At 69.7% G+C, this 18,186-nt stretch carries 17 protein-coding genes and 1 tRNA gene; 7 read left to right on the forward strand and 11 right to left on the reverse strand.

What is annotated here, in order from left to right; genetic code table 11:
- Positions 1 to 84 precede the first annotated feature (84 nt).
- The 3 genes from ACFC1W_RS04525 (at position 85) to ACFC1W_RS04535 (ending at position 3,355) form a co-directional block, all read left to right on the forward strand.
- Positions 85 to 1,272: a 4-hydroxybenzoate 3-monooxygenase gene (locus tag ACFC1W_RS04525; RefSeq protein ID WP_375989133.1), complete on the forward strand. Its 1,188-nt coding sequence runs from the start codon at positions 85 to 87 to the stop codon at positions 1,270 to 1,272.
- Positions 1,273 to 1,436: 164 nt separating this feature from the next.
- The gene (locus ACFC1W_RS04530; RefSeq protein WP_375989136.1) at positions 1,437 to 2,054 is read left to right on the forward strand and encodes an ABC transporter ATP-binding protein; all 618 of its coding nucleotides are present in this window, start codon (positions 1,437 to 1,439) and stop codon (positions 2,052 to 2,054) included.
- Positions 2,051 to 3,355 carry an ABC transporter permease gene (locus tag ACFC1W_RS04535; RefSeq protein WP_375989138.1) on the forward strand — a complete coding sequence of 435 codons (1,305 nt, stop codon included), beginning with the start codon at positions 2,051 to 2,053 and terminating at the stop codon, positions 3,353 to 3,355. Before ACFC1W_RS04530 ends, ACFC1W_RS04535 begins: the two co-directional genes overlap by 4 nt.
- A gap of 412 nt (positions 3,356 to 3,767) precedes the next feature.
- Here ACFC1W_RS04535 and ACFC1W_RS04540 read toward each other — a convergent pair whose 3' ends face one another.
- Positions 3,768 to 5,000 carry an MFS transporter gene (locus tag ACFC1W_RS04540; RefSeq protein WP_375989141.1) on the reverse strand — a complete coding sequence of 411 codons (1,233 nt, stop codon included), beginning with the start codon at positions 4,998 to 5,000 and terminating at the stop codon, positions 3,768 to 3,770.
- Positions 5,001 to 5,285: 285 nt separating this feature from the next.
- Between ACFC1W_RS04540 and ACFC1W_RS04545 the strand changes: the two genes are divergently transcribed.
- Complete coding sequence (locus ACFC1W_RS04545) at positions 5,286 to 6,083, forward strand: tyrosine-type recombinase/integrase (RefSeq protein WP_375989143.1); 798 nt, start codon at positions 5,286 to 5,288, stop codon at positions 6,081 to 6,083.
- Positions 6,084 to 6,190: 107 nt separating this feature from the next.
- Here ACFC1W_RS04545 and ACFC1W_RS04550 read toward each other — a convergent pair.
- Positions 6,191 to 6,281: transfer RNA gene (locus tag ACFC1W_RS04550), tRNA-Ser, on the reverse strand.
- A 94-nt stretch (positions 6,282 to 6,375) separates the two neighbouring features.
- Here ACFC1W_RS04550 and ACFC1W_RS04555 point away from each other — a divergent pair.
- Positions 6,376 to 7,770: an MFS transporter gene (locus ACFC1W_RS04555; RefSeq protein ID WP_375989146.1), complete on the forward strand. Its 1,395-nt coding sequence runs from the start codon at positions 6,376 to 6,378 to the stop codon at positions 7,768 to 7,770.
- On the opposite strand, the gene ACFC1W_RS04560 is transcribed toward ACFC1W_RS04555, so the two are convergent.
- On the reverse strand, positions 7,746 to 8,582 hold the full coding sequence (locus ACFC1W_RS04560) for a class II glutamine amidotransferase (RefSeq protein ID WP_375989148.1): 837 nt from the start codon (positions 8,580 to 8,582) through the stop codon (positions 7,746 to 7,748). The two genes, ACFC1W_RS04555 and ACFC1W_RS04560, sit on opposite strands and share 25 nt — an antisense overlap.
- Before the next feature lie 149 nt (positions 8,583 to 8,731).
- On the opposite strand from ACFC1W_RS04560, the gene ACFC1W_RS04565 reads away from it, so the two are divergent.
- On the forward strand, positions 8,732 to 9,685 hold the full coding sequence (locus ACFC1W_RS04565; RefSeq protein ID WP_375989151.1) for an L-lactate dehydrogenase: 954 nt from the start codon (positions 8,732 to 8,734) through the stop codon (positions 9,683 to 9,685).
- A 222-nt stretch (positions 9,686 to 9,907) separates the two neighbouring features.
- Here ACFC1W_RS04565 and ACFC1W_RS04570 read toward each other — a convergent pair whose 3' ends face one another.
- The gene (locus ACFC1W_RS04570) at positions 9,908 to 10,375 is read right to left on the reverse strand and encodes an SRPBCC domain-containing protein (RefSeq protein WP_375989154.1); all 468 of its coding nucleotides are present in this window, start codon (positions 10,373 to 10,375) and stop codon (positions 9,908 to 9,910) included.
- A gap of 58 nt (positions 10,376 to 10,433) precedes the next feature.
- Between ACFC1W_RS04570 and radA the strand changes: the two genes are divergently transcribed.
- Positions 10,434 to 11,804: a DNA repair protein RadA gene (gene radA / locus ACFC1W_RS04575; RefSeq protein ID WP_375989157.1), complete on the forward strand. Its 1,371-nt coding sequence runs from the start codon at positions 10,434 to 10,436 to the stop codon at positions 11,802 to 11,804.
- A gap of 7 nt (positions 11,805 to 11,811) precedes the next feature.
- Here radA and ACFC1W_RS04580 read toward each other — a convergent pair whose 3' ends face one another.
- From ACFC1W_RS04580 to ACFC1W_RS04610, 7 genes are all read right to left on the reverse strand, one after another.
- Positions 11,812 to 12,204, reverse strand: coding sequence for a hypothetical protein (locus ACFC1W_RS04580; protein WP_375989160.1), 393 nt, complete (start codon positions 12,202 to 12,204; stop codon positions 11,812 to 11,814).
- A 79-nt stretch (positions 12,205 to 12,283) separates the two neighbouring features.
- Complete coding sequence (locus ACFC1W_RS04585; RefSeq protein WP_375989163.1) at positions 12,284 to 12,691, reverse strand: dehydrogenase; 408 nt, start codon at positions 12,689 to 12,691, stop codon at positions 12,284 to 12,286.
- Between the two features lie 378 nt (positions 12,692 to 13,069).
- Positions 13,070 to 13,786 (reverse strand): FadR/GntR family transcriptional regulator, encoded by a 717-nt coding sequence (locus ACFC1W_RS04590; protein ID WP_375989165.1) that lies wholly within the window; start codon positions 13,784 to 13,786, stop codon positions 13,070 to 13,072.
- Between the two features lie 112 nt (positions 13,787 to 13,898).
- Complete coding sequence (locus ACFC1W_RS04595) at positions 13,899 to 14,678, reverse strand: 3-oxoacyl-ACP reductase (protein WP_375989168.1); 780 nt, start codon at positions 14,676 to 14,678, stop codon at positions 13,899 to 13,901.
- Between the two features lie 34 nt (positions 14,679 to 14,712).
- A complete protein-coding gene (locus tag ACFC1W_RS04600) occupies positions 14,713 to 16,077 on the reverse strand; it encodes an aldehyde dehydrogenase family protein (RefSeq protein WP_375989171.1) in 1,365 nt (454 codons plus the stop codon).
- Complete coding sequence (locus ACFC1W_RS04605; protein WP_375989174.1) at positions 16,074 to 16,841, reverse strand: gamma-glutamyl-gamma-aminobutyrate hydrolase family protein; 768 nt, start codon at positions 16,839 to 16,841, stop codon at positions 16,074 to 16,076. The genes ACFC1W_RS04600 and ACFC1W_RS04605 overlap by 4 nt, the downstream gene beginning before the upstream one ends.
- Positions 16,828 to 18,183 (reverse strand): glutamine synthetase family protein, encoded by a 1,356-nt coding sequence (locus ACFC1W_RS04610; RefSeq protein WP_375989177.1) that lies wholly within the window; start codon positions 18,181 to 18,183, stop codon positions 16,828 to 16,830. The genes ACFC1W_RS04605 and ACFC1W_RS04610 overlap by 14 nt, the downstream gene beginning before the upstream one ends.
- Positions 18,184 to 18,186 lie beyond the last annotated feature (3 nt).

Below are 18,186 nucleotides of genomic sequence, written 5' to 3' on the forward strand. Positions count from 1 at the left end.
CTGGCTTCCCATTCATCGGGAATCACCCGGGTGCGTGACCGCCGGGCACCGCAGAATGATCCGGTTCCCGTCGAAGGAGACGACATGACCACGACCGTCCGAACCCGAGTGGCGATCATCGGCGCCGGCCCCGCCGGTCTGCTGCTCTCGCACCTGCTCGCCGACGCCGGCATCGAGTCGATCGTCCTCGACCAGCGTTCGCGCGAGGAGATCGAGAGCACGATCCGCGCCGGCATTCTGGAGCAGGGGACGGTCGAGATCCTCGAGTCCACCGGTGCTTCGGAGCGGGTGCGCACCGCGGGGAGCCGCCACGACGGCATCGAGCTGCGGTTCGCAGGCGAAGGCCATCGCATCGACTTCGACGCCCTCGTCGGCCGGTCGGTCTGGCTCTACCCGCAGCACGAGGTGCTGAAGGACCTCATCGCCGCCCGTCTCGCCGCCGGGCAGGACCTGCGGTTCGGCGTCACCGCCGAGCGGGTGGAGGATACGGCATCCGACCGCCCGCGTGTGATCGCCACCGACGCCGCCGGCGCGCCGCTCGTGATCGAAGCCGACTTCGTGGTCGGCGCGGACGGATCGCGCAGCGTGGCGCGGGAGGCTGTGACCGGCTCGTCGACAGGCGGTCACTTCCGCGAGTACCCGTTCGCGTGGTTCGGCATCCTGTGCGAAGCGCCGCCCTCGGCGGCGGAGCTGATCTACAGCAACTCCCCCGACGGCTTCGCCCTCGTCAGCCAGCGCAGCGCCACCGTCCAGCGGATGTACTTCCAGTGCGATCCGGCAACCGACCCCTCGGCCTTCTCCGAGGCCGAACTGTGGGATGCGCTCCAGCGACGGGTCCCCGGAACGAGGCTCAACGAGGGCCCGATCTTCCAGCGCGATGTGCTGCGCTTCCGCAGCTTCGTCGCGCATCAGCTGCTGAACGGACGCGTCGCTCTCGTCGGCGATGCCGCGCACACCGTCCCGCCGACGGGCGCGAAGGGCATGAACCTGGCGGTCGCCGATGTGCTCATCCTCGAACGCGCGCTGCGCGCCTTGCTGCTCGACCGCGACGACCGGCTGCTGGCCGATTTCCCCGAGACCGCGCTGCGCCGCATCTGGAAGGCGCAGCACTTCTCCTGGTGGATGACGAGCATGCTGCATGCGGCCCCGGATGCCTCCGACTTCGACCGGCTGCGCCAGCTCGGGGAGCTGCGGTCCGTCGTCGAATCCGAGGCCGGCAGCACCTACCTCGCCGAGGCCTACACCGGCTGGCCCCTCGACGCGACGCGTTAGAAGCGGTTGCTCTGCGGCGCACCCGCACCTGTGTGAGATCGCTAGGTTAACTAGGGATGTTGTCTGCGGAGTGAGGGAGTGCCATGAGGACGCCGATCATCTCGGTCCGGGACGTTCACAAGTCCTACGGCCGGAGACAGAACCGCTTCGATGCCTTGCGAGGCGTGAGCTTCGACGTCCACGAGGGCGAGAGCGTCGCGATCGTCGGCAAGAGCGGCTCGGGGAAGTCCACGCTGATGCACGTGCTCGCGCTCCTCGACGCCCCGACCTCGGGCACCGTCGAACTCGAGGGGATCGATACCTCCACCCTGCGCGGCAGGCGACTGAACCGTACACGAAACAAGACGTTCGGCTTCGTCTTCCAGCAGTTCTTCCTCACGGGCAACTCCTCCGTGCTGGAGAACGTGATCCTGCCGCTGAAGATCGCGGGCGTCGGTCGCTCCGAGCGGCACCGCCGCGGCCACGCGGCGCTCGAGCAGCTCGAGCTCGACGACAAGGCCAGGAACAAGGCCGTCAATCTGTCGGGCGGCCAGAAGCAGCGCACCGCCATCGCGCGCGCCCTGGTGAACGATCCGCGCATCATCTTCGCCGATGAGCCGACCGGCAACCTCGACTCCACCACGGGCGCGATCGTCGAAGACATCCTGTTCGGGCTGCATCGCGACCACGGGATCACCCTCATCGTCGTCACCCACGACGAAGACCTGGCCAGTCGTTGCGATCGACGCCTGCTCATCCGAGACGGGCTCCTTGTCGAGGATTCCGCGGCGGTGCCCGCATGAGGTCCATCGATCTGATCGCCTCCGCGATCGCGAACACGTTCCGCTCGAAGACGCGGACCATCCTCACGATCCTGGCGATCTTCGTCGGCGCCTTCACACTCACGCTGACGAGTGGGCTCGGCACCGGGATCAACGCCTTCATCGACGACACCGTCACGTCGATCGGTGCCTCCGATGTGATGACGGTCACCACGACCCCCGAAGGGGCGACGGGCGTCGACGCCACGGACCCGGTGAAGTACAACCCGGATGCCATCGCGAGCGCTCAGCCCGGCCCGCCCGGGTCGACCGTGGTGGCGCTCACCCCCGAAGACCTCGAGGCGATCGCGGGGATAGACGGCGTGCTCGACGTGCAGCCCACCCGGGCGATCTCGCCGGACTACATCCAGGCAGGTGACGGCACGAAGTTCGTCATCGGAGTCGGGATCCTCATCGCAGGACAGACGATCCCGCTCGAAGCGGGGGTCGTGCCCGACGACGACGCCACCGACCTGCAGCTCGTCCTCCCCGTCGCCTTCGTCGAGCCGATGGGCCTCGGCGATCCGGAGCGCGCCATCGGTGAGACCGTGACGCTCGCGATCACCGACGCCGAACGCACCCAGCACTTCGTCGAGGCGACCGTGGTCGGTGTCGCCGAGGAGGGCCTCGCGTCCCCCGCGGGCGCGAGCATCGTGCCGAACACCGCACTCAGCGACGCGCTCTTCGACGCCCAGAACACCGGCGTCCCCGACGATGAGGTGGAGCGGTACGCGCAGGCGAGCGTCTTCTTCGATCCGGCAGCCACCGACGAGGAGGTCACCGCGCTGAAGAGGCGTCTCAACGATGCCGGGTACACCGGATCCACCGTCGCGGATCAGCTCGGGCTGTTCAAGACCGTGATCGACGGGATCGTGCTCGTGCTGAACGCGTTCGCCATCATCGCCCTGCTCGCCGCGAGCTTCGGCATCGTGAACACGCTGTTCATGTCGGTGCAGGAACGCACGCGCGAGATCGGCCTCATGAAGGCGATGGGCATGGGCAACGGACGGGTCTTCAGCCTGTTCAGCCTCGAAGCCGCATTCATCGGGTTCCTCGGCAGCGCGATCGGAGTGGCAGTCGCCATCATCGCGGGCAGCGCGCTGAGCTCGTCGCTCTCCACGACGCTGCTGGCAGACCTGCCGGGCCTCACCCTCATCGCTTTCGACCCTGTCGCGATCGCCGGCATCATCGTCGTCGTCATGGCGATCGCCTTCCTCGCCGGCACCCTTCCGGCGGCACGGGCCGCACGCGCCGACCCGGTGGAGTCGCTCCGCTACGAGTAGCAGGGCGCGGGCCACCGCCACGCTGTAGACGTATCACCGAGAACGAGAAGCCCCGCGATCCCAAAGGATTCGCGGGGCTTCGACGATGGCGGTGACGGTGGGATTTGAACCCTTCGAACTGAGGTCACGCTCCGGAGCGAGTGGCTGGCTGACGGCGGCTATTCCGGTGACGCAACACCATCGGACATTCCGAACGTCGTAAGCACACGACGCGCGACGTCAAGAAAGGCCCGGATGCTGCTTGTGTGGCGTCGTTGCGGCGGCCGGTTGCTCGCGTGCCTACTGTGGGCCAACACCGATCGACCCACAGCGCGATGGAGACGTCCACCGGGTCCGTCGCACGCCTATGGCAGCGGAGACCAGCAGGTCCGGCAGGCCGCCGTAGAACGCCACCGAGACGAGTCGGTACCCTTCACACTGCTGGCGTGCCGTCACCGAATGCTCGATGGGGCGGCGAGGTCGCGAGCCATGCCATGAAGGCGACAACCCCGAGGACTGCGGCGAGGACGAGAGGTGCGTCCAGCCCGAAAGCGGTGGCGGCCACTCCGCCCGCCAGAGCGCCGAATGCGGCCGCGCCGATGATTGCGGTGCGGGACACGGCGACGACACGGCCGAGAAGGTCCGGAGGTGTCAGCCGGTGTCGGAGCGAGATCGCCGCGACATTGAAGACCCCGAACCCGGCACTGGTGATCAGCACGACCGCCGCCGCGAGCCACACGGACGGCGCGATCAGGAGGAGAGCGGGACTGATGACCGCAGCGGCGATCCCGCCCAGGATCACCATGCGATGCCGAGCCTGACCGATCATTCGGTCTGCCAACAATGACCCACTCAGTCCTCCGGCTGCCCCGACCGCCAGCAGGCCTCCGAATGCCGTCGCACCGAGATCGAGTCGATCCTGCACATAGACGACGAACACGGCGAACCACGCACTGTCCGCCAGAGCAACCAGCGCGCCGACCACCACGAGCGAGCGAAGCACTGCATGGCGAGCGACCCACCGCAGACCGACCGAGAGGCGCCCTCGCGAGCCGTCGTTCGGTGGGGACGGGGTGACCCGCAGAGCGAGAGCAGGCAGACCGAGAACCAGGAGGATCGCGAAGATTAGAACGGCGCTGTTGGCGACGAACGGAATCGCGGCGCCCACCGCGAACAGCAGTCCGCCTGCGAGGGGGCCGATGAACTCATTGGCCACGATCTCTCCGGCCGCCAGCCGACCGTTGGCACGCTCGATCAGCGAGGTGGGCACGAGCCGAGGCACAACCGTCTGCGCCGTGATGTCGCGGACTGCCTCACCCACACCGATGAGAAATGCGCTTCCCCCGAGGATCGTCGGGGTAACCGCGTCCGCCAGAATCAGCACGATCAGCATCGCGAGCACACCGAGCCGCAGCGCGTCCGCACTCGCGAGGAGCGCCCGCGCGCTGTATCGGTCAGCCCACGCTCCGGCGATGGGGCCGGTCAGCAGCCACGGCAGCGTCGTCGCAGCTGCCACCGCTGCAACGACGAAAGCATCGTCCGTGAGCGATGCCGCGACGAGCGGGAACGCCGCGAGTCGGATGCCGTCGCCGAGGTTCACCGCGACAGCCGCGCTCCAGAATCGCCAGAACTTCCCGCTGAGCTGCATGCCGACCACTCCTTTCACCCGGTTAGCACTCTACCCATGAGAGTGCTAATACGGAGGTGGGTCAGCCGTTCTACCCAACCGCCCGTTAGACGCCGGGTCTGGATGTGAGAAGGGCGTGAAGGGCATGACGAAACCCCCGCGATCCCAGTGTTTACAGGGGTTCTTCGGGCTTCGACGTGGCGGTGACGGTGGGATCTGAACCTTCCCGTCAATGACGAGCATGACACTCGACCCGCCGCCCACCAACCCGCTGTCGCCAGGGTCCGAGTTGGTCGCGGGCGTCGATACGCACAAAAAAGCGGGGTGACCGAACTCACTAGCACTCGCGGGGCAACGACGGTTATTCGTTGCTTCGGCATCCTCGCCGCGATCCTCGACATCGCCGTTCGGGACAGAAGACTGGCAGACAATCCTGCTCGAGGTGTGAAGCTCCCCAAGAAGCGACCAAAGCCGCGCGTGTACCTGACTCATCGGCAGGTCTCCGAACTGGCTCAGCACGCGCGCTATCCGGAAGTGATCTACTTCCTCGCCTACACGGGCCTGCGCTGGGGCGAAGCCACCGGTCTGCGCGTGCGCGACGTCGACCTCAATCGACGGCGCGTCACCGTCTACGAGAACGCAGTACTCGTGAACGGCCAGATGCACGTCGGATCACCGAAAACGCACGCCAGCCGGGCGGTGCGATACCCCGAGTTCCTCGATCCCGTCATCCGACCTCTGCTCGCCGGAAAGGACTCGATGAACCTCCTCTTTGGCGACGGGACAGATTACCTCCGCCTTCCCAACTCGCGGGACGGCTGGTTCGCCAAGGCTGTGAAGCGTGCTCAACGAGACGATCCGACCTTTCCACGCGTCACGCCCCACGACCTCCGCCACACAGCAGCAAGCCTCGCGATCAGCGCCGGCGCAAACGTCAAGGCCGTCCAACGCATGCTCGGCCACGCCTCGGCCGCGATGACCCTCGATACCTACGCCGACCTGTTCGACGACGACCTAGATGCAGTCGCAACCGCCCTCAGCCAGGCGCGAAACCGATCGATTCACGCCGCCACACAAGCGCCGTACCCGCTGCCCCCGACGGCGCCAGGCATCGGCCTCTGAGAACGAGATCAGCAACGATTGTTCTCAATCTGTTCTCACGGGGCGAAACGTGAGAAGAGAAGAGCCCCGCGATCCCAGTGTTTCCAAGGGTTCGCGGGGCTTCGACGTGGCGGTGACGGTGGGATTTGAACCCACGGTAGGGGGTTACCCTACACAACTTTTCGAGAGTTGCACCTTCGGCCGCTCGGACACGTCACCGCCGAAGAGTTTACGTCACGCGACGCGAAGCCGCCAATCGACGCACATCCGCGCAACCGCCCGAAGCGTCGGCCCCCGGGGATAGGTTGGCCGCATGCCCCAGACCATGACCGGCCGCGAACGCACGATCCTCGCCATCGCAGTGCTGGCGTCATTCGTCGCGTTCCTGGACGGCACAGTGGTCAACGTCGCGCTCCCGGCGATCAGCGACGAGCTCGGCGGCGGCCTCACGACGCAGCAGTGGGTGGTCGACGCCTACCTCATCACGCTCGGCGCGCTCATCCTCGTGGCAGGCTCGGTCGCAGACGCCTACGGCCGGGCGTTCGTCATGCGCATCGGCTTGATCGGCTTCGGCATCACCAGCGTGGCGATCGCCATCGCGCCGACCGCCGAGTTCCTCATCATCTCGCGGGCGCTGCAAGGCGCCGCCGGCGCGTTCCTCGTGCCGAGCTCGCTCGCGCTCATCACGTCGACCTTCCGCGGCGCGGCGCAGGGCCGGGCGATCGGCATCTGGACGGCCATGACCACCACCGCGATGATCGCCGGCCCCGTCCTCGGCGGCCTCTTCGTCGACTTCCTGTCCTGGCGCCTCGTCTTCCTCATCAACGTGGTCCCCATCGCGATCACGCTGTGGCTGCTGTCCCGCGCAGGAGTGAAAGACACCAGACGAGCGGATGCCGCGATCGACTGGCTCAGCGCCGCCCTGTGCACCATCGGCCTCGGCCTGATGGTGTTCGCCCTCATCGAGCAGCCACGGCTGGGCTGGACGTCACCCGCGATCTGGCTGCCGCTCGTCGTCGGCGCCGGGCTGTTCGCGACGTTCATCATCCGGCAGCGCTTCGCGCGGCATCCGATCCTCCCCCTCGATCTGTTCCGGGTGCGCAACTTCTGGACCGGCAATGTCGCGACCACCTTCATCTACGGGGCGCTCGCGCTGAACGGCTTCGTCGTCGTGGTCTATCTCCAGCAAGGCCCCGGGCTGCCCGCGACGCTCGCCGGGCTCGCGAGTCTTCCCGTCACGATCCTGCTCATCCTGCTCAGCTCGCGCGTCGGCGCCCTCGCCGGCACATGGGGTCCGCGGCTGTTCATGACGGTCGGCCCGATCACGATGGGCGCGGGCGCGCTGCTGCTGCTCACGGTGTCGCACGCGTTCAGCTACTGGTGGCAGGTGCTGCCGAGCATGATCCTCATGGGGCTCGGCCTGGCGCTCACCGTCGCGCCGCTCACCTCGGCGATCCTCGGCGCGATCGACACCGAGCGCTCCGGCATCGCCTCGGCGGTGAACAACGCCGTCGCCCGCGTGGCCGGGCTGGTCACGATCGCCATGCTCGCCACGATCGTGGGCGGACAGCTCGATCTCGAGGGCTTCCACCGTGCGGCCATCGTGACCGCAGCCATGATGGTGGCCGGCGGCCTGGTGTCGTGGGCGGGCATCCGCAATCCCGAGGCTCCCGCAGACGAGGATCAGGCGCCCAAGAACGCCGCGTGACGAAACCCGTACGAGTCGAGCACCGCGACGGTCGACTCAGGCACCTCGAGGAACACCCCGGGCAGGTCGTTCAGCGGCTCCGACACCACGACCTGCGCGTGATCGCCGAAGGCATCCAGGCGCGAGGCATCCGGATACATCGTCCGCAGCGTCGGCACATCCGCGGAGTGGAAGAGTGTGCGCGACCGGCCCTGCGACGAGTAACGGAACGCCCACAGCGTCTCGCCGTCCGACACCGCGAGCGTGCCCTGCATCGGGAACTGCACGCCGGCCGCGCGCCCCACCTCCTCGACACGACGGATCGCGGCGCCGACGGCCGCGATGGGATCGTCGGCGAGCCCGTACGTCAGGGCGAGGTAGAACAGCACCTCCGAGTCGGTCGTGCCCTGGATGTGCGGGTACAGCGACGGGTCCACCGCCAGCATCAGGTCGCGCCGGATCAGCCCGAACTGCGCGATCCCGCCGTTGTGCATGAACAGCCACCGGTCGAACCGGAACGGATGGCAGTTCGTCTGCTGGATGGGAGGGCCGGCGGCCGCCCGCACGTGCGCGAAGAACAGCGGGCTGCGCACGGCCCGGCTGATCTCGCGCAGGTTCTGGTCATGCCACGCCGGCTCGATGCTGCGGAAGACAGCAGGATGCCGCGGCAGCGCGGCATCCGCGGGATACCAGCCCAACCCGAACCCGTCGCCGTTCACGGTCTCGGCGCCGAGGGGCGAGTTGAGCGACATCGCCACGACCGAGTGCTGCGCGTCGAGGACGAGCGTGGAGGGCTGCAGCGGCTCTCCGGTGTAGGCCAGCCAGCGGCACATCCTGCCTCCGAACCCCACGACGGAACGGGCCGTTCGGCCCGGTGCGAGTCATCGTACGACCGGGCACGGGACCCCCGCCTACCCCGAACAGGGTGATTGTCACGGCGCGCGCCTGGCCCGCGGCATCCGCTCACTGCAAGACTGGCGGCATGGCCGTCATCGAGAACTCGAAAGTCACCATCGTCGGCGCCGGAAGCGTCGGATCGAGCACGGCGTACGCCGCGCTGATCCGCGGGTCGGCGCGGCACGTGGCGCTCTACGACATCGCGACCGAGAAGGTCGAGGCCGAGGTGCTCGATCTGGCCCACGGCACGCAGTTCACGGGTTCGAGCGACATCATCGGCGGCAGCGACCTCTCGGTCGTCGAGGGCTCCCACGTCGTCGTCATCACGGCGGGCGCGAAGCAGAACCCCGGCCAGACCCGCATCGAGCTCGCGGGCGTCAACGCCGGGATCATGAAGAAGATGATGCCGCAGCTGCTCGAGGCGGCGCCCGAGGCGATCTACGTCATCGTCACGAACCCGTGCGACGTGCTCACGGTGCTCGCGCAGGAGGCGACCGGACTGCCGCCCGAGCGCATCTTCGCGTCGGGGACGGTGCTCGACACGTCGCGCCTGCGCTGGAAGCTCGCCGAGCGCGCGGGCGTCTCGACCGGCAGCGTGCACGCCTACATCGTGGGCGAGCACGGCGACACCGAGTTCCCGCTGTGGTCGCGGGCGACCATCGGCACCGTGCCGATCCTCGACTGGGTCACGCCGACGGGTGACCGCATGAGCGCGGCCGAGCTCGATCAGATCGCCGTCGACGTGCGCGACGCCGCCTACAAGGTCATCCAGGGCAAGGGTGCGACGAACTACGCGATCGGACTGTCGAGCGCGCGCATCATCGAGGCCATCCTCCACGACGAGCACGCCGTGATGCCGGTGTCGGCCGTGCTGCGCGACTTCCACGGCGTCGACGGCGTCGCCCTCTCGGTGCCGTCGGTCGTGAGCGCGACCGGCGCACACCCGGTGCGCGAGACCCAGTTCGCCTCGCACGAGCTCGACCTCTTCCACCGGTCCGCCGAAGCGCTGCGCGAGGTGGCCGACTCGCTGCGAAGCTGACCCGTGACGGCCGGCCACGTGGGAGTCCGGCCGCGAGCTCGAGGCGCACATCCACGAGCACCACGGCGTCACCCGCGTCGACAGCGTGCCGCTCGACGCGGCGACCGTCGAGCACGCGCAGCGCGACTGCATCGCCGGCTCGAGAAGCGGCGGCAGCGATGGCCGCGCTCGACGCGGCGTTCACGACGCGGGAGGGGTGACCCGCGCGCGGCTTCGCGAAGATCAGCGGATGCCGCGGCCGTCCTCCACGACCCGCGCCAAGTTGCTCAGCGACGACTCGAGGCCGACGACGTGGTCACCGGGGTCGATCCCGCGCGGCACCCCCCTCGCCTCGACGACGACATACGTCCCGCCGTCGCCTTCGGTGAACGTCCACGTCATCGTCATGGTGCCGGCGAACGCCGGATCGTCGGACGCGAAGTCGACCTCCTCGACGATGCGCTCGCCGGCCTCGACGGCGATGCGGCGCACGTCCGCGACATCCGACTCCGCCGTCGCCTTCCCGCCCTGCGCCGGCGGTTCGTCGTAGGTCAGCACCATGCGGTAGCCCGCCTGGGCGTCGAAGCGCTCGAAGCGTCCGGTCATGCCGTCGGGCGGCAGCCACGCGAGCATCGCGGACGGGTCGACGAACGCGCGGAAGACGTCGTCGGGCTCCGCCGCGATGAACCGGGATGCCGCATCCACCCGCATGCGGTCACCCTACGCCGCGCCTGGGGGCGATGTCGCGACCCCGCCGTACGCTGAGGCCATGGCCGCCACCCGACGACCCACGCAGACCGCGCCGTATCGCTGCACCGAGTGCGGCTGGACGACGATCAAGTGGGTCGGCCGCTGCGGCGAATGCCAGCAGTGGGGCACCGTGGTCGAGGCATCCGAACCCACGGGTCTGCTCCGATCGATCACACCGGTGGCTCCCGGCGCCGGCCGGGCGGCGCAGCCCATCACGCGGATCGACACGACCGACGCGCCCCGGCGCACGAGCGGCGTCGGCGAGTTCGACCGCGTGCTCGGCGGTGGAGTCGTGCCGGGCGCCGCGATCCTGCTGTCGGGCGAGCCGGGCGTCGGCAAGTCGACGCTGCTGCTCGAGGTGGCGGCGCAGTCCGCCAAGGCGGGGCGGCGCGTGCTGTACGCCTCTGCCGAGGAGTCCACCGCGCAGGTGCGCCTGCGCGCCGAGCGCACCGGCGCGCTGCACGACGAGCTCTATCTCGCGAGTGAGACCGACCTCGCGACGATCCTCGGGCACGTCGACGAGGTGCGCCCCGAGCTGCTGATCGTCGACTCCGTGCAGACCGTCGCGTCGTCGCTGTCCGAAGGCATGGCCGGGCACCCGTCGCAGGTGCGCGAGGTGGCCTCGACCCTCATCCGCGTGGCGAAGGAGCGCGGACTGCCCGTGATCATCGTCGGGCACGTGACCAAGGACGGCACGATCGCGGGCCCGCGCATCCTCGAGCACCTGGTCGATGTGGTCTGCCACTTCGAGGGCGACCGGCAGACGTCGCTGAGGTTCGTGCGGGCGCTCAAGAACCGCTTCGGGCCGACAGACGAGGTCGGATGCTTCGACATGACCGGCGCCGGCATCGCCGAGGTCCCCGATCCGAGCGCACTGTTCCTCGGCCACGGCTCTCCCGAGCCCGGCACGTGCGTGGCGATCGCGCTCGAAGGCAAGCGCGCCATGCCCGTCGAGGTGCAGGCCCTGACGATCACCGCGACGAGCCCCAACCCCCGCCGCATCGTGAACGGCGTCGACGCGGCGCGCGTCGCGATGGTGCTGGCGGTGCTCGAGAAGCGGGGCGGCATCAAGACCAGCGACAAGGACGTCTACGTCTCGACCGTCGGCGGCGTGCGGTTCACCGAACCGGCGGCCGACCTCGCGATCGCCGTCGCCGTCGCGGGCGCCGTGAACAACGAGTCGTCGCCCAAGACGCTCGCCGCCGTGGGCGAACTCAGTCTCGCCGGCGAGGTGCGCCCGGTGACCCAGGCGGTGCAGCGGCGGTCCGAGGCCGCGCGGCTCGGCTACACCGACGTGATCGACAACCGGTCGGGCACCCTCCGCGGCGCACTCAACGACGTTCGGGCGCGCGTGGGGCCGGCGCGCGGGGGCGACGTTCCGGAGTTCTGAGCGCGGGTCAGTACGGAGACACCACGAAGACCTCGAGCCCGACGCAGGCCTCCGGCATGTAGCCGTCTGCCGACGGAGCCGACGCCGTGCCCATGAAGCCACCGCCGAGGGCGATCGCATCGCCGTCGGTGTAGTCGTCGCCGCGCCAGGTCAGCGTGTTGCCCGACCATGAAGCGTCGCCCGCCGGGAACGTCGGCACCGCGGTACCGCCCTCGTGCTCGACCCGCACGCAGCCGTCGTCGGTGCGCAGGACGCCCTCGAGGAGGGCGTCCATCCCGGCTTCCGGTCGGGGGTGGACGGGGAGGGGCCCGGAATCGGGGATGTCCGCGGCGGACGTGCACGCGCTGAGCACTGCGGCGCTGACGACCGCGAGCACGAGGCATCCCACCACTCGGAACATGGCCCGAGCGTAGCGTCAGCGCACCGAGGATGCTCGGGCGCGCGACGCGAGGAGATCCCGCGATGCCGGGCCGAGGCGATCAGGCGTCGAGCGCGGCGATCAGATCGGCCGGCGTCGCCTGCAGCGGGTGGGGGCCCGCGATGTCGAAGAAGACCGTCGTGATCTCCTCCTCGTGCGTGCCGAGGAAGGCCCGCAGCCACGCCGGGGACTGCAGGGCGACGCCCGGCGGAAGGGTCTCGGGTTTGTGGGCCGCGTCGCTGAAGAGCAGCAGGGCGATGTCGCCGGTGCGCGGGTCGCGGTAGGTCCAGACCTCGCCGACGTCGAGCGGGTTGTCACGCTGACCGGGACGCATGAGCGGCACGACGGTGGGCCCGTGCCGCAGCGCGAACGCGACGGCCGCCATGTCCTGCGTCTGCAGCGCGTCGCTCAGCTGCGTGTTGCGGAACTCGAGGGGTTCCTTCTTCTTCGCGCGCTTCTTGCCGGCCATCCGTCCAGCGTAGACGCCCCCTCGCGCGGCCCCCACGCCGCTCACCCGTCACGAAGTGCCGCCAGACCCGACCCAACGCGACAGGCGAGCACCCAGACCCAGGACGGCCCGCCGCCACGCCTGCTCACCTGTCACGAAATGCCGCCACACCCGACCTAATGCGACAGGCGAGCACCCAGACCCAGGACCGTCCGCCCCGCCGCCACCCCTGCTCACCTGTCACGAAATGCCGCCACACCCGACCTAATGCGACAGGCGAGCACCACGACCCAGGACCGCCCGCCGCCACACCTGCTCACCTGTCACGAAGTGCCGCCGCGCCCGACCTAATGCGACAGGCGAGCACCACGACCCAGGACGGCCCGCCGCCACGCCCGGTCAGGCGAGGAAGCCGCGAAGCAGGGCCTCGGTGCCGGCCAGGTGGTCGAGCACCGCGGCCTCCGCGGCATCCGCTCGCCCGGCCAGAATCGCGGTGACGATGTGCTCGTGCTGGGCGTTCGCGTGCTCGATGTTGCGCGGCAGCAGCGGGAACGTGTCGAGCCACGCGTTCACCTGCGCCCGGTTCTCGGCCGCGAGCGCGACGAGTGACGGGATGCCCGCGACCTCGGCGATCACCAGGTGCAGCAGAGTGTCGAGGCGGCGGTAGTCGGTGGCGGACGCCGCTGACACCGCCTCGTAGCGCGCCCACAGCTCGTCCCGCTGCTCGGGGCGGAGGGAACGGGATGCCGCGGCCCGCGCCGCTCCCGCTTCGAGCACGCGCCGCAGCCCGAGCACGTCGTCGAGCTCGGCGGGATCGACCTGTCCGGGATGCGGCGGCTGAGGCAGCGGGTCGGCCACGAACGTGCCGCCGTAGCGGCCGCGCCGGCGCACGAGGTATCCGGTGTCGGCGAGCTCGCGGATGGCCTCGCGCACGGTGTCGCGGCTCACCGCGTACAGCGTCGCCAGCTCGCGCTCGGCCGGGAGGGACTCTCCCGGCGCCACGACCCCGAGCCGGATCGTCTGCACCAGGCGCGCGACGGTGTCTTCGAGGGCATTCCCCTCACGCACCGGCCGGTACACGGCCCGGCGCACCTCGCGCATCGGCGTCTCGGTCATCGCGCATCCTCGCAGCCAGCACAACGTCGGCGATCCCGGCGCGAACCGCCCGGGGGGTCCCCGTCAGTTCGGGATGCGGGCCGACTTGCCGACACTGTGCACACGTTCATGGTTACAGCGGGGTGACGTAGGCGTTGGTGATGCCGCCGTCGACGACGAAGGCCGTGGCCGTGATGAACGACGCGTCGTCCGAGGCGAGGAACGCGACCGACGCCGCGAGCTCCTCGGGCTCGGCGAAGCGGCCCATGGGCACGTGCACGAGCCGGCGCTGCGCGCGCTCGGGATCCTTCGCGAAGAGCTCCCGCAGCAGCGGCGTGTTCACCGGACCCGGGCACAGCGCGTTCACGCGCACGCCCTGTCGCGCGAACTGCACGCCGAGCTCGCGGGTCATCGCGAGCACACCGCCCTTCGAGGCCGTGTAGGAGATCTGCGAGGTCGCCGACCCGAGCAGCGCGACGAACGACGCCGTGTTGATGATCGAGCCCTTGCCCGCCGGGACCATGTGCCGCAGCGCCGCGCGCGAGCACAGGTACACGCTCTTGAGGTTGACGTCCTGCACGCGGTCCCACGCCGGCAGCTCGGTCGTCTCGATCGAGTCGTCGTCGGCGGGCGAGATCCCGGCGTTGTTGAACGCGATGTCGAGCCGGCCGAAGTCGGATGCGACCCCGTCGAAGAGCTCGTTGACGGATGCCTCGTCCGCCACGTTCACGTGCCGGTACACGCCTCCGACCTCGGCCGCCGCGGCCTGGCCCGACGTCGGGTCGAGGTCGGCGATGACGACCTTCGCACCCTCGGCGGCGAAGCGGCGCGCCGTCGCGAGCCCGATCCCGGACGCGCCGCCGGTGATGATCGCGACCCGGTCCTTGAGGCGCTGGGTGAGGTCGATGGTCATTGTTCCTCCGGGTGGATCGATGGACGGATGACGCTCACTGGGCATCCGTCGCGAAGAAGACGTTCTTGGTCTCGGTGAAGTGCTCGGCGGCGTCGGGACCGAGCTCGCGACCGAGTCCCGAGGCCTTCATGCCGCCGAACGGGGTCCAGTAGCGCACCGAGGAGTGGGAGTTGACCGACAGCACGCCGCTCTTCACGGCGCGCGAGACACGCACGGCGCGGCCGAGGTTCTCGGTCCAGATCGAGCCCGCCAGCCCGTAGATCGTGTCGTTGGCGAGGCGGATGCCGTCGGCCTCGTCGTCGAACGGCAGCACGGCGACCACCGGCCCGAACACCTCTTCCTGTGCGAGGCGGTCCTGCGGCGAGGCCAGCACGACATGCGGCGCGAACCAGAACCCGTCGCCCTCCGGAGCCGAGCCGCGGAAGGCGACGTCCGCACCGTCCAGGAACGACGCGACCGTCGACCGGTGCGAGGCCGAGATCAGCGGCCCCATCTGGGTCGACTCGAGCGTCGGATCGCCGACCTGCCAGCCGCGCACCGCCGGCTCGAGAAGTTCGAGGAACCGGTCGTACACCGAGCGCTGGACCAGGATGCGGCTGCGCGCGCAGCAGTCCTGTCCCGCGTTGTCGAACACCGCACCGGGAGCCGACGCCGCAGCGAGCTCGAGATCGGCGTCGTCGAACACGATGTTGGCGCTCTTGCCGCCGAGCTCGAGCGTGACGGGCTTGAGGTTGCGGGCGCAGCCGGCCGCGACATCCGTCCCGACCTCCGTCGAGCCGGTGAACACCACCTTGCGCACGTCGGGGTGCGACACGAACCGCTGGCCGACGACCGAGCCCGAGCCCGTCACGACCGTGAAAAGCCCCGCGGGCAGCCCTGCCTCGAGCGCAAGCTCACCCAGCCGCAGCGCGGTGAGCGGCGTGAGCTCGGCGGGCTTGAGCACGACGGCGTTGCCCGCGGCGAGCGCGGGTGCGAAGCCCCACGACGCGATCGTCATCGGGAAGTTCCACGGCACGATGATGCCGACCACGCCGTACGGCTCGTGGAAGGTCACGTCGAGTCCCCCGGCGACCGGGATCTGCTGACCGCTGAGCCGCTCGGGCGCGCCCGCGTAGAAGTTGAGCACCTGGGCGACGTGCGACGCCTCCCAGCGGGCGGATCCGATCGGATGCCCCGAGTTGAGCACCTCGAGCTGCGCGAGCTCCTCGACGTGGTCCTCGACCGCACGGGCGAACGCGCGCAGCGCGTCGGCCCGGGCGACAGGCGCACGACCCGCCCACGCCCGCTGCGCACGGACTGCCCGGGCGATGGCGTCATCGACCTCGTCGACGCTCGCACGCCCGATCTCGCGGATCGGCTGCGCCGTCGCCGGGTTGATGACGGTGAACGCGGCGCTCATGCGGAGACCCCCTGAGAAGCGGCGCGGTAGGCGGATGCCTCGGCCACGAGCCCGGCGAAGAGGCGGCGGTCTTCGAGGTTCTCCTCGGGATGCCACTGCACTCCCACGAGGTACTGGTCGTCGTCCGACTCGACGGCCTGAACCAGGCCGTCGTCCGTGCGCGCCGTCACGACCAGACCCGCACCCACCCGATCCACGCCCTGATGGTGGTAGCTGTGCACGTCGACTGTGCCGGCACCGACCAGCGCGGCCAGCCGGGAGCCGTCGTCGACCGTCACCTCGTTCGTCGCGAAGACGCCGCCGCCGATGCGGTAGCGCTCGGTGCCGAGCGCGTCGGGCAGGTGCTGGTGCAGCGTGCCGCCGCGGGCGACGTTCACAAGCTGCAGCCCGCGGCAGATCGCGAGCACCGGCATGCGCCGCTCCTCGGCGCCGCGGAACAGTGCGAGCTCCCACTCGTCACGGTCGGGTCGCCCGGGATCCGTGAGCGGATGCCGCTCCGCGCCGTACAGCTCGGGCTGCACGTCCAGCCCGCCGGTCAGGATGAGGCCGTCGAGTCCATCGAGGACCGCGGCGGCTGCGGCATCCGGACCCGGCTGAGGGGGAAGCAGAACCGCGATGCCGCCCGACGCGGTGACCGCGTCGAAGTACTGCTGCGGCAGGAACGCGGCACGCACGTCCCACACCCCCTGCTTCGCACGCTCGAGGTAGGTGGTGAGGCCGATGACCGGCCTCCGCACGACAGCCGCAGCGTCAGAGGCGCTCAAATCCACGCACCCTCTCCCAATCGGTCACGGCGGCGTCGTAGGCCTCGACCTCGATGCGCGCCTGGTTCAGGTAGTGGTCGACCATGTCGTCACCGAAGGCCGCTCGGGCGATCGCAGACTCGTCGAAGAGCCGCGCGGCCTCGCGCAGCGTGGTCGGCAGGTGCTCGACGCCGGCCGCGTAGGCGTTGCCGGTGAGCGGGTCGGGCAGCGGCAGCTCGTGCTCCACGCCGTGCAGCCCGCCGGCGATGATCGCCGAGATCGCCAGGTACGGATTCACGTCGCCGCCGGGCACGCGGTTCTCCACCCGCAGCGATGGGCCGTGGCCGACCACGCGCAGCGCGCACGTGCGGTTGTCGACGCCCCACGCGATGCCGGTCGGAGCGAACGAGCCCGGGGCGAACCGCTTGTACGAGTTGATCGTGGGCGCGTACAGCAGCGTGAACTCGCGGAGCGTGGCGAGGATGCCGGCGATCCAGTGCTCCATGAGCGGGCTGAAGCCGTGCGGGCGGTCGCCCGCCATCACCGGCGTCCCGTCTTCGGAACGCAGCGACAGGTGGACGTGGCAGCTGCTGCCCTCGCGCTCGTTGAACTTGGCCATGAACGTGATCGACTTGCCGTGCGCGTCGGCGATCGATTTCGCGCCGTTCTTGTAGATCGTGTGCTGGTCGGCGGTCTCGAGCACCTCGGCGTAGCGGAATGCGATCTCCTGCTGACCGAGGTTGCACTCGCCCTTCACGCCCTCGGTGTACAGCCCGGCGCCGTCCATGCTGAGGCGGATGTCGCGCAGCAGCGGCTCGAGACGCCCTGACGCGAGCAGGTCGTAGTCGACGTTGTAGTCGGTCGAGGGGGTGAGGTCGCGGTAGCCCTTGGCCCAGGCATCCCGATACGAATCGTCGAACACGATGAACTCGAGCTCGGTGCCCGAGTAGGCGACGAGGCCCCGGTCGGCGAGCCGCTCGCGCTGCCGTCTGAGGATCGCCCGGGGCGACTGCACGACGGGGTCGCCGTTCTCCCAGCCGAGATCGGCGATGACCAGCGCGCTCCCCGGCACCCACGGAACGCGGCGGAGCGTGTCGGTGTCGCTGAGCAGCATCATGTCGCCGTATCCCGTCTCCCAGCTCGACATCGCGTACCCGTCGACGGTGTTCATGTCGACGTCGACCGACAGCAGGTAGTTGCAGGCCTCGGCACCATGAAGGAGCACCTCTTCCTGGAAGAGGCGGGCCGAGACGCGTTTGCCGACCAGGCGGCCCTGCGCATCGGCGAAGGCGACGATCACCGTGTCGATCTCACCGGCCGCGATGGCGGCGTCCAGTTCGTCGACGCTGAGGTTGCCCGGCATACG

Source organism: Microbacterium sp. NPDC056003 (assembly GCF_042274785.1).
Classification (GTDB): domain Bacteria; phylum Actinomycetota; class Actinomycetes; order Actinomycetales; family Microbacteriaceae; genus Microbacterium.

Bases quoted from the DNA above. Each gene is read 5' to 3' on its own strand.
- ACFC1W_RS04525 (WP_375989133.1), top strand. From the start codon at position 85: ATGACCACGACCGTCCGAACCCGAGTGGCGATCATCGGCGCCGGCCCC.
- ACFC1W_RS04565 (WP_375989151.1), top strand. From the start codon at position 8,732: ATGGCCGTCATCGAGAACTCGAAAGTCACCATCGTCGGCGCCGGAAGC.
- ACFC1W_RS04595 (WP_375989168.1), bottom strand. From the start codon at position 14,678: ATGACCATCGACCTCACCCAGCGCCTCAAGGACCGGGTCGCGATCATC.
- radA (WP_375989157.1), top strand. From the start codon at position 10,434: ATGGCCGCCACCCGACGACCCACGCAGACCGCGCCGTATCGCTGCACC.
- ACFC1W_RS04560 (WP_375989148.1), bottom strand. From the start codon at position 8,582: ATGTGCCGCTGGCTGGCCTACACCGGAGAGCCGCTGCAGCCCTCCACG.
- ACFC1W_RS04555 (WP_375989146.1), top strand. From the start codon at position 6,376: ATGCCCCAGACCATGACCGGCCGCGAACGCACGATCCTCGCCATCGCA.
- ACFC1W_RS04580 (WP_375989160.1), bottom strand. From the start codon at position 12,204: ATGTTCCGAGTGGTGGGATGCCTCGTGCTCGCGGTCGTCAGCGCCGCA.
- ACFC1W_RS04535 (WP_375989138.1), top strand. From the start codon at position 2,051: ATGAGGTCCATCGATCTGATCGCCTCCGCGATCGCGAACACGTTCCGC.
- ACFC1W_RS04570 (WP_375989154.1), bottom strand. From the start codon at position 10,375: ATGCGGGTGGATGCGGCATCCCGGTTCATCGCGGCGGAGCCCGACGAC.
- ACFC1W_RS04590 (WP_375989165.1), bottom strand. From the start codon at position 13,786: ATGACCGAGACGCCGATGCGCGAGGTGCGCCGGGCCGTGTACCGGCCG.
- ACFC1W_RS04610 (WP_375989177.1), bottom strand. From the start codon at position 18,183: ATGCCGGGCAACCTCAGCGTCGACGAACTGGACGCCGCCATCGCGGCC.
- ACFC1W_RS04600 (WP_375989171.1), bottom strand. From the start codon at position 16,077: ATGAGCGCCGCGTTCACCGTCATCAACCCGGCGACGGCGCAGCCGATC.
- ACFC1W_RS04585 (WP_375989163.1), bottom strand. From the start codon at position 12,691: ATGGCCGGCAAGAAGCGCGCGAAGAAGAAGGAACCCCTCGAGTTCCGC.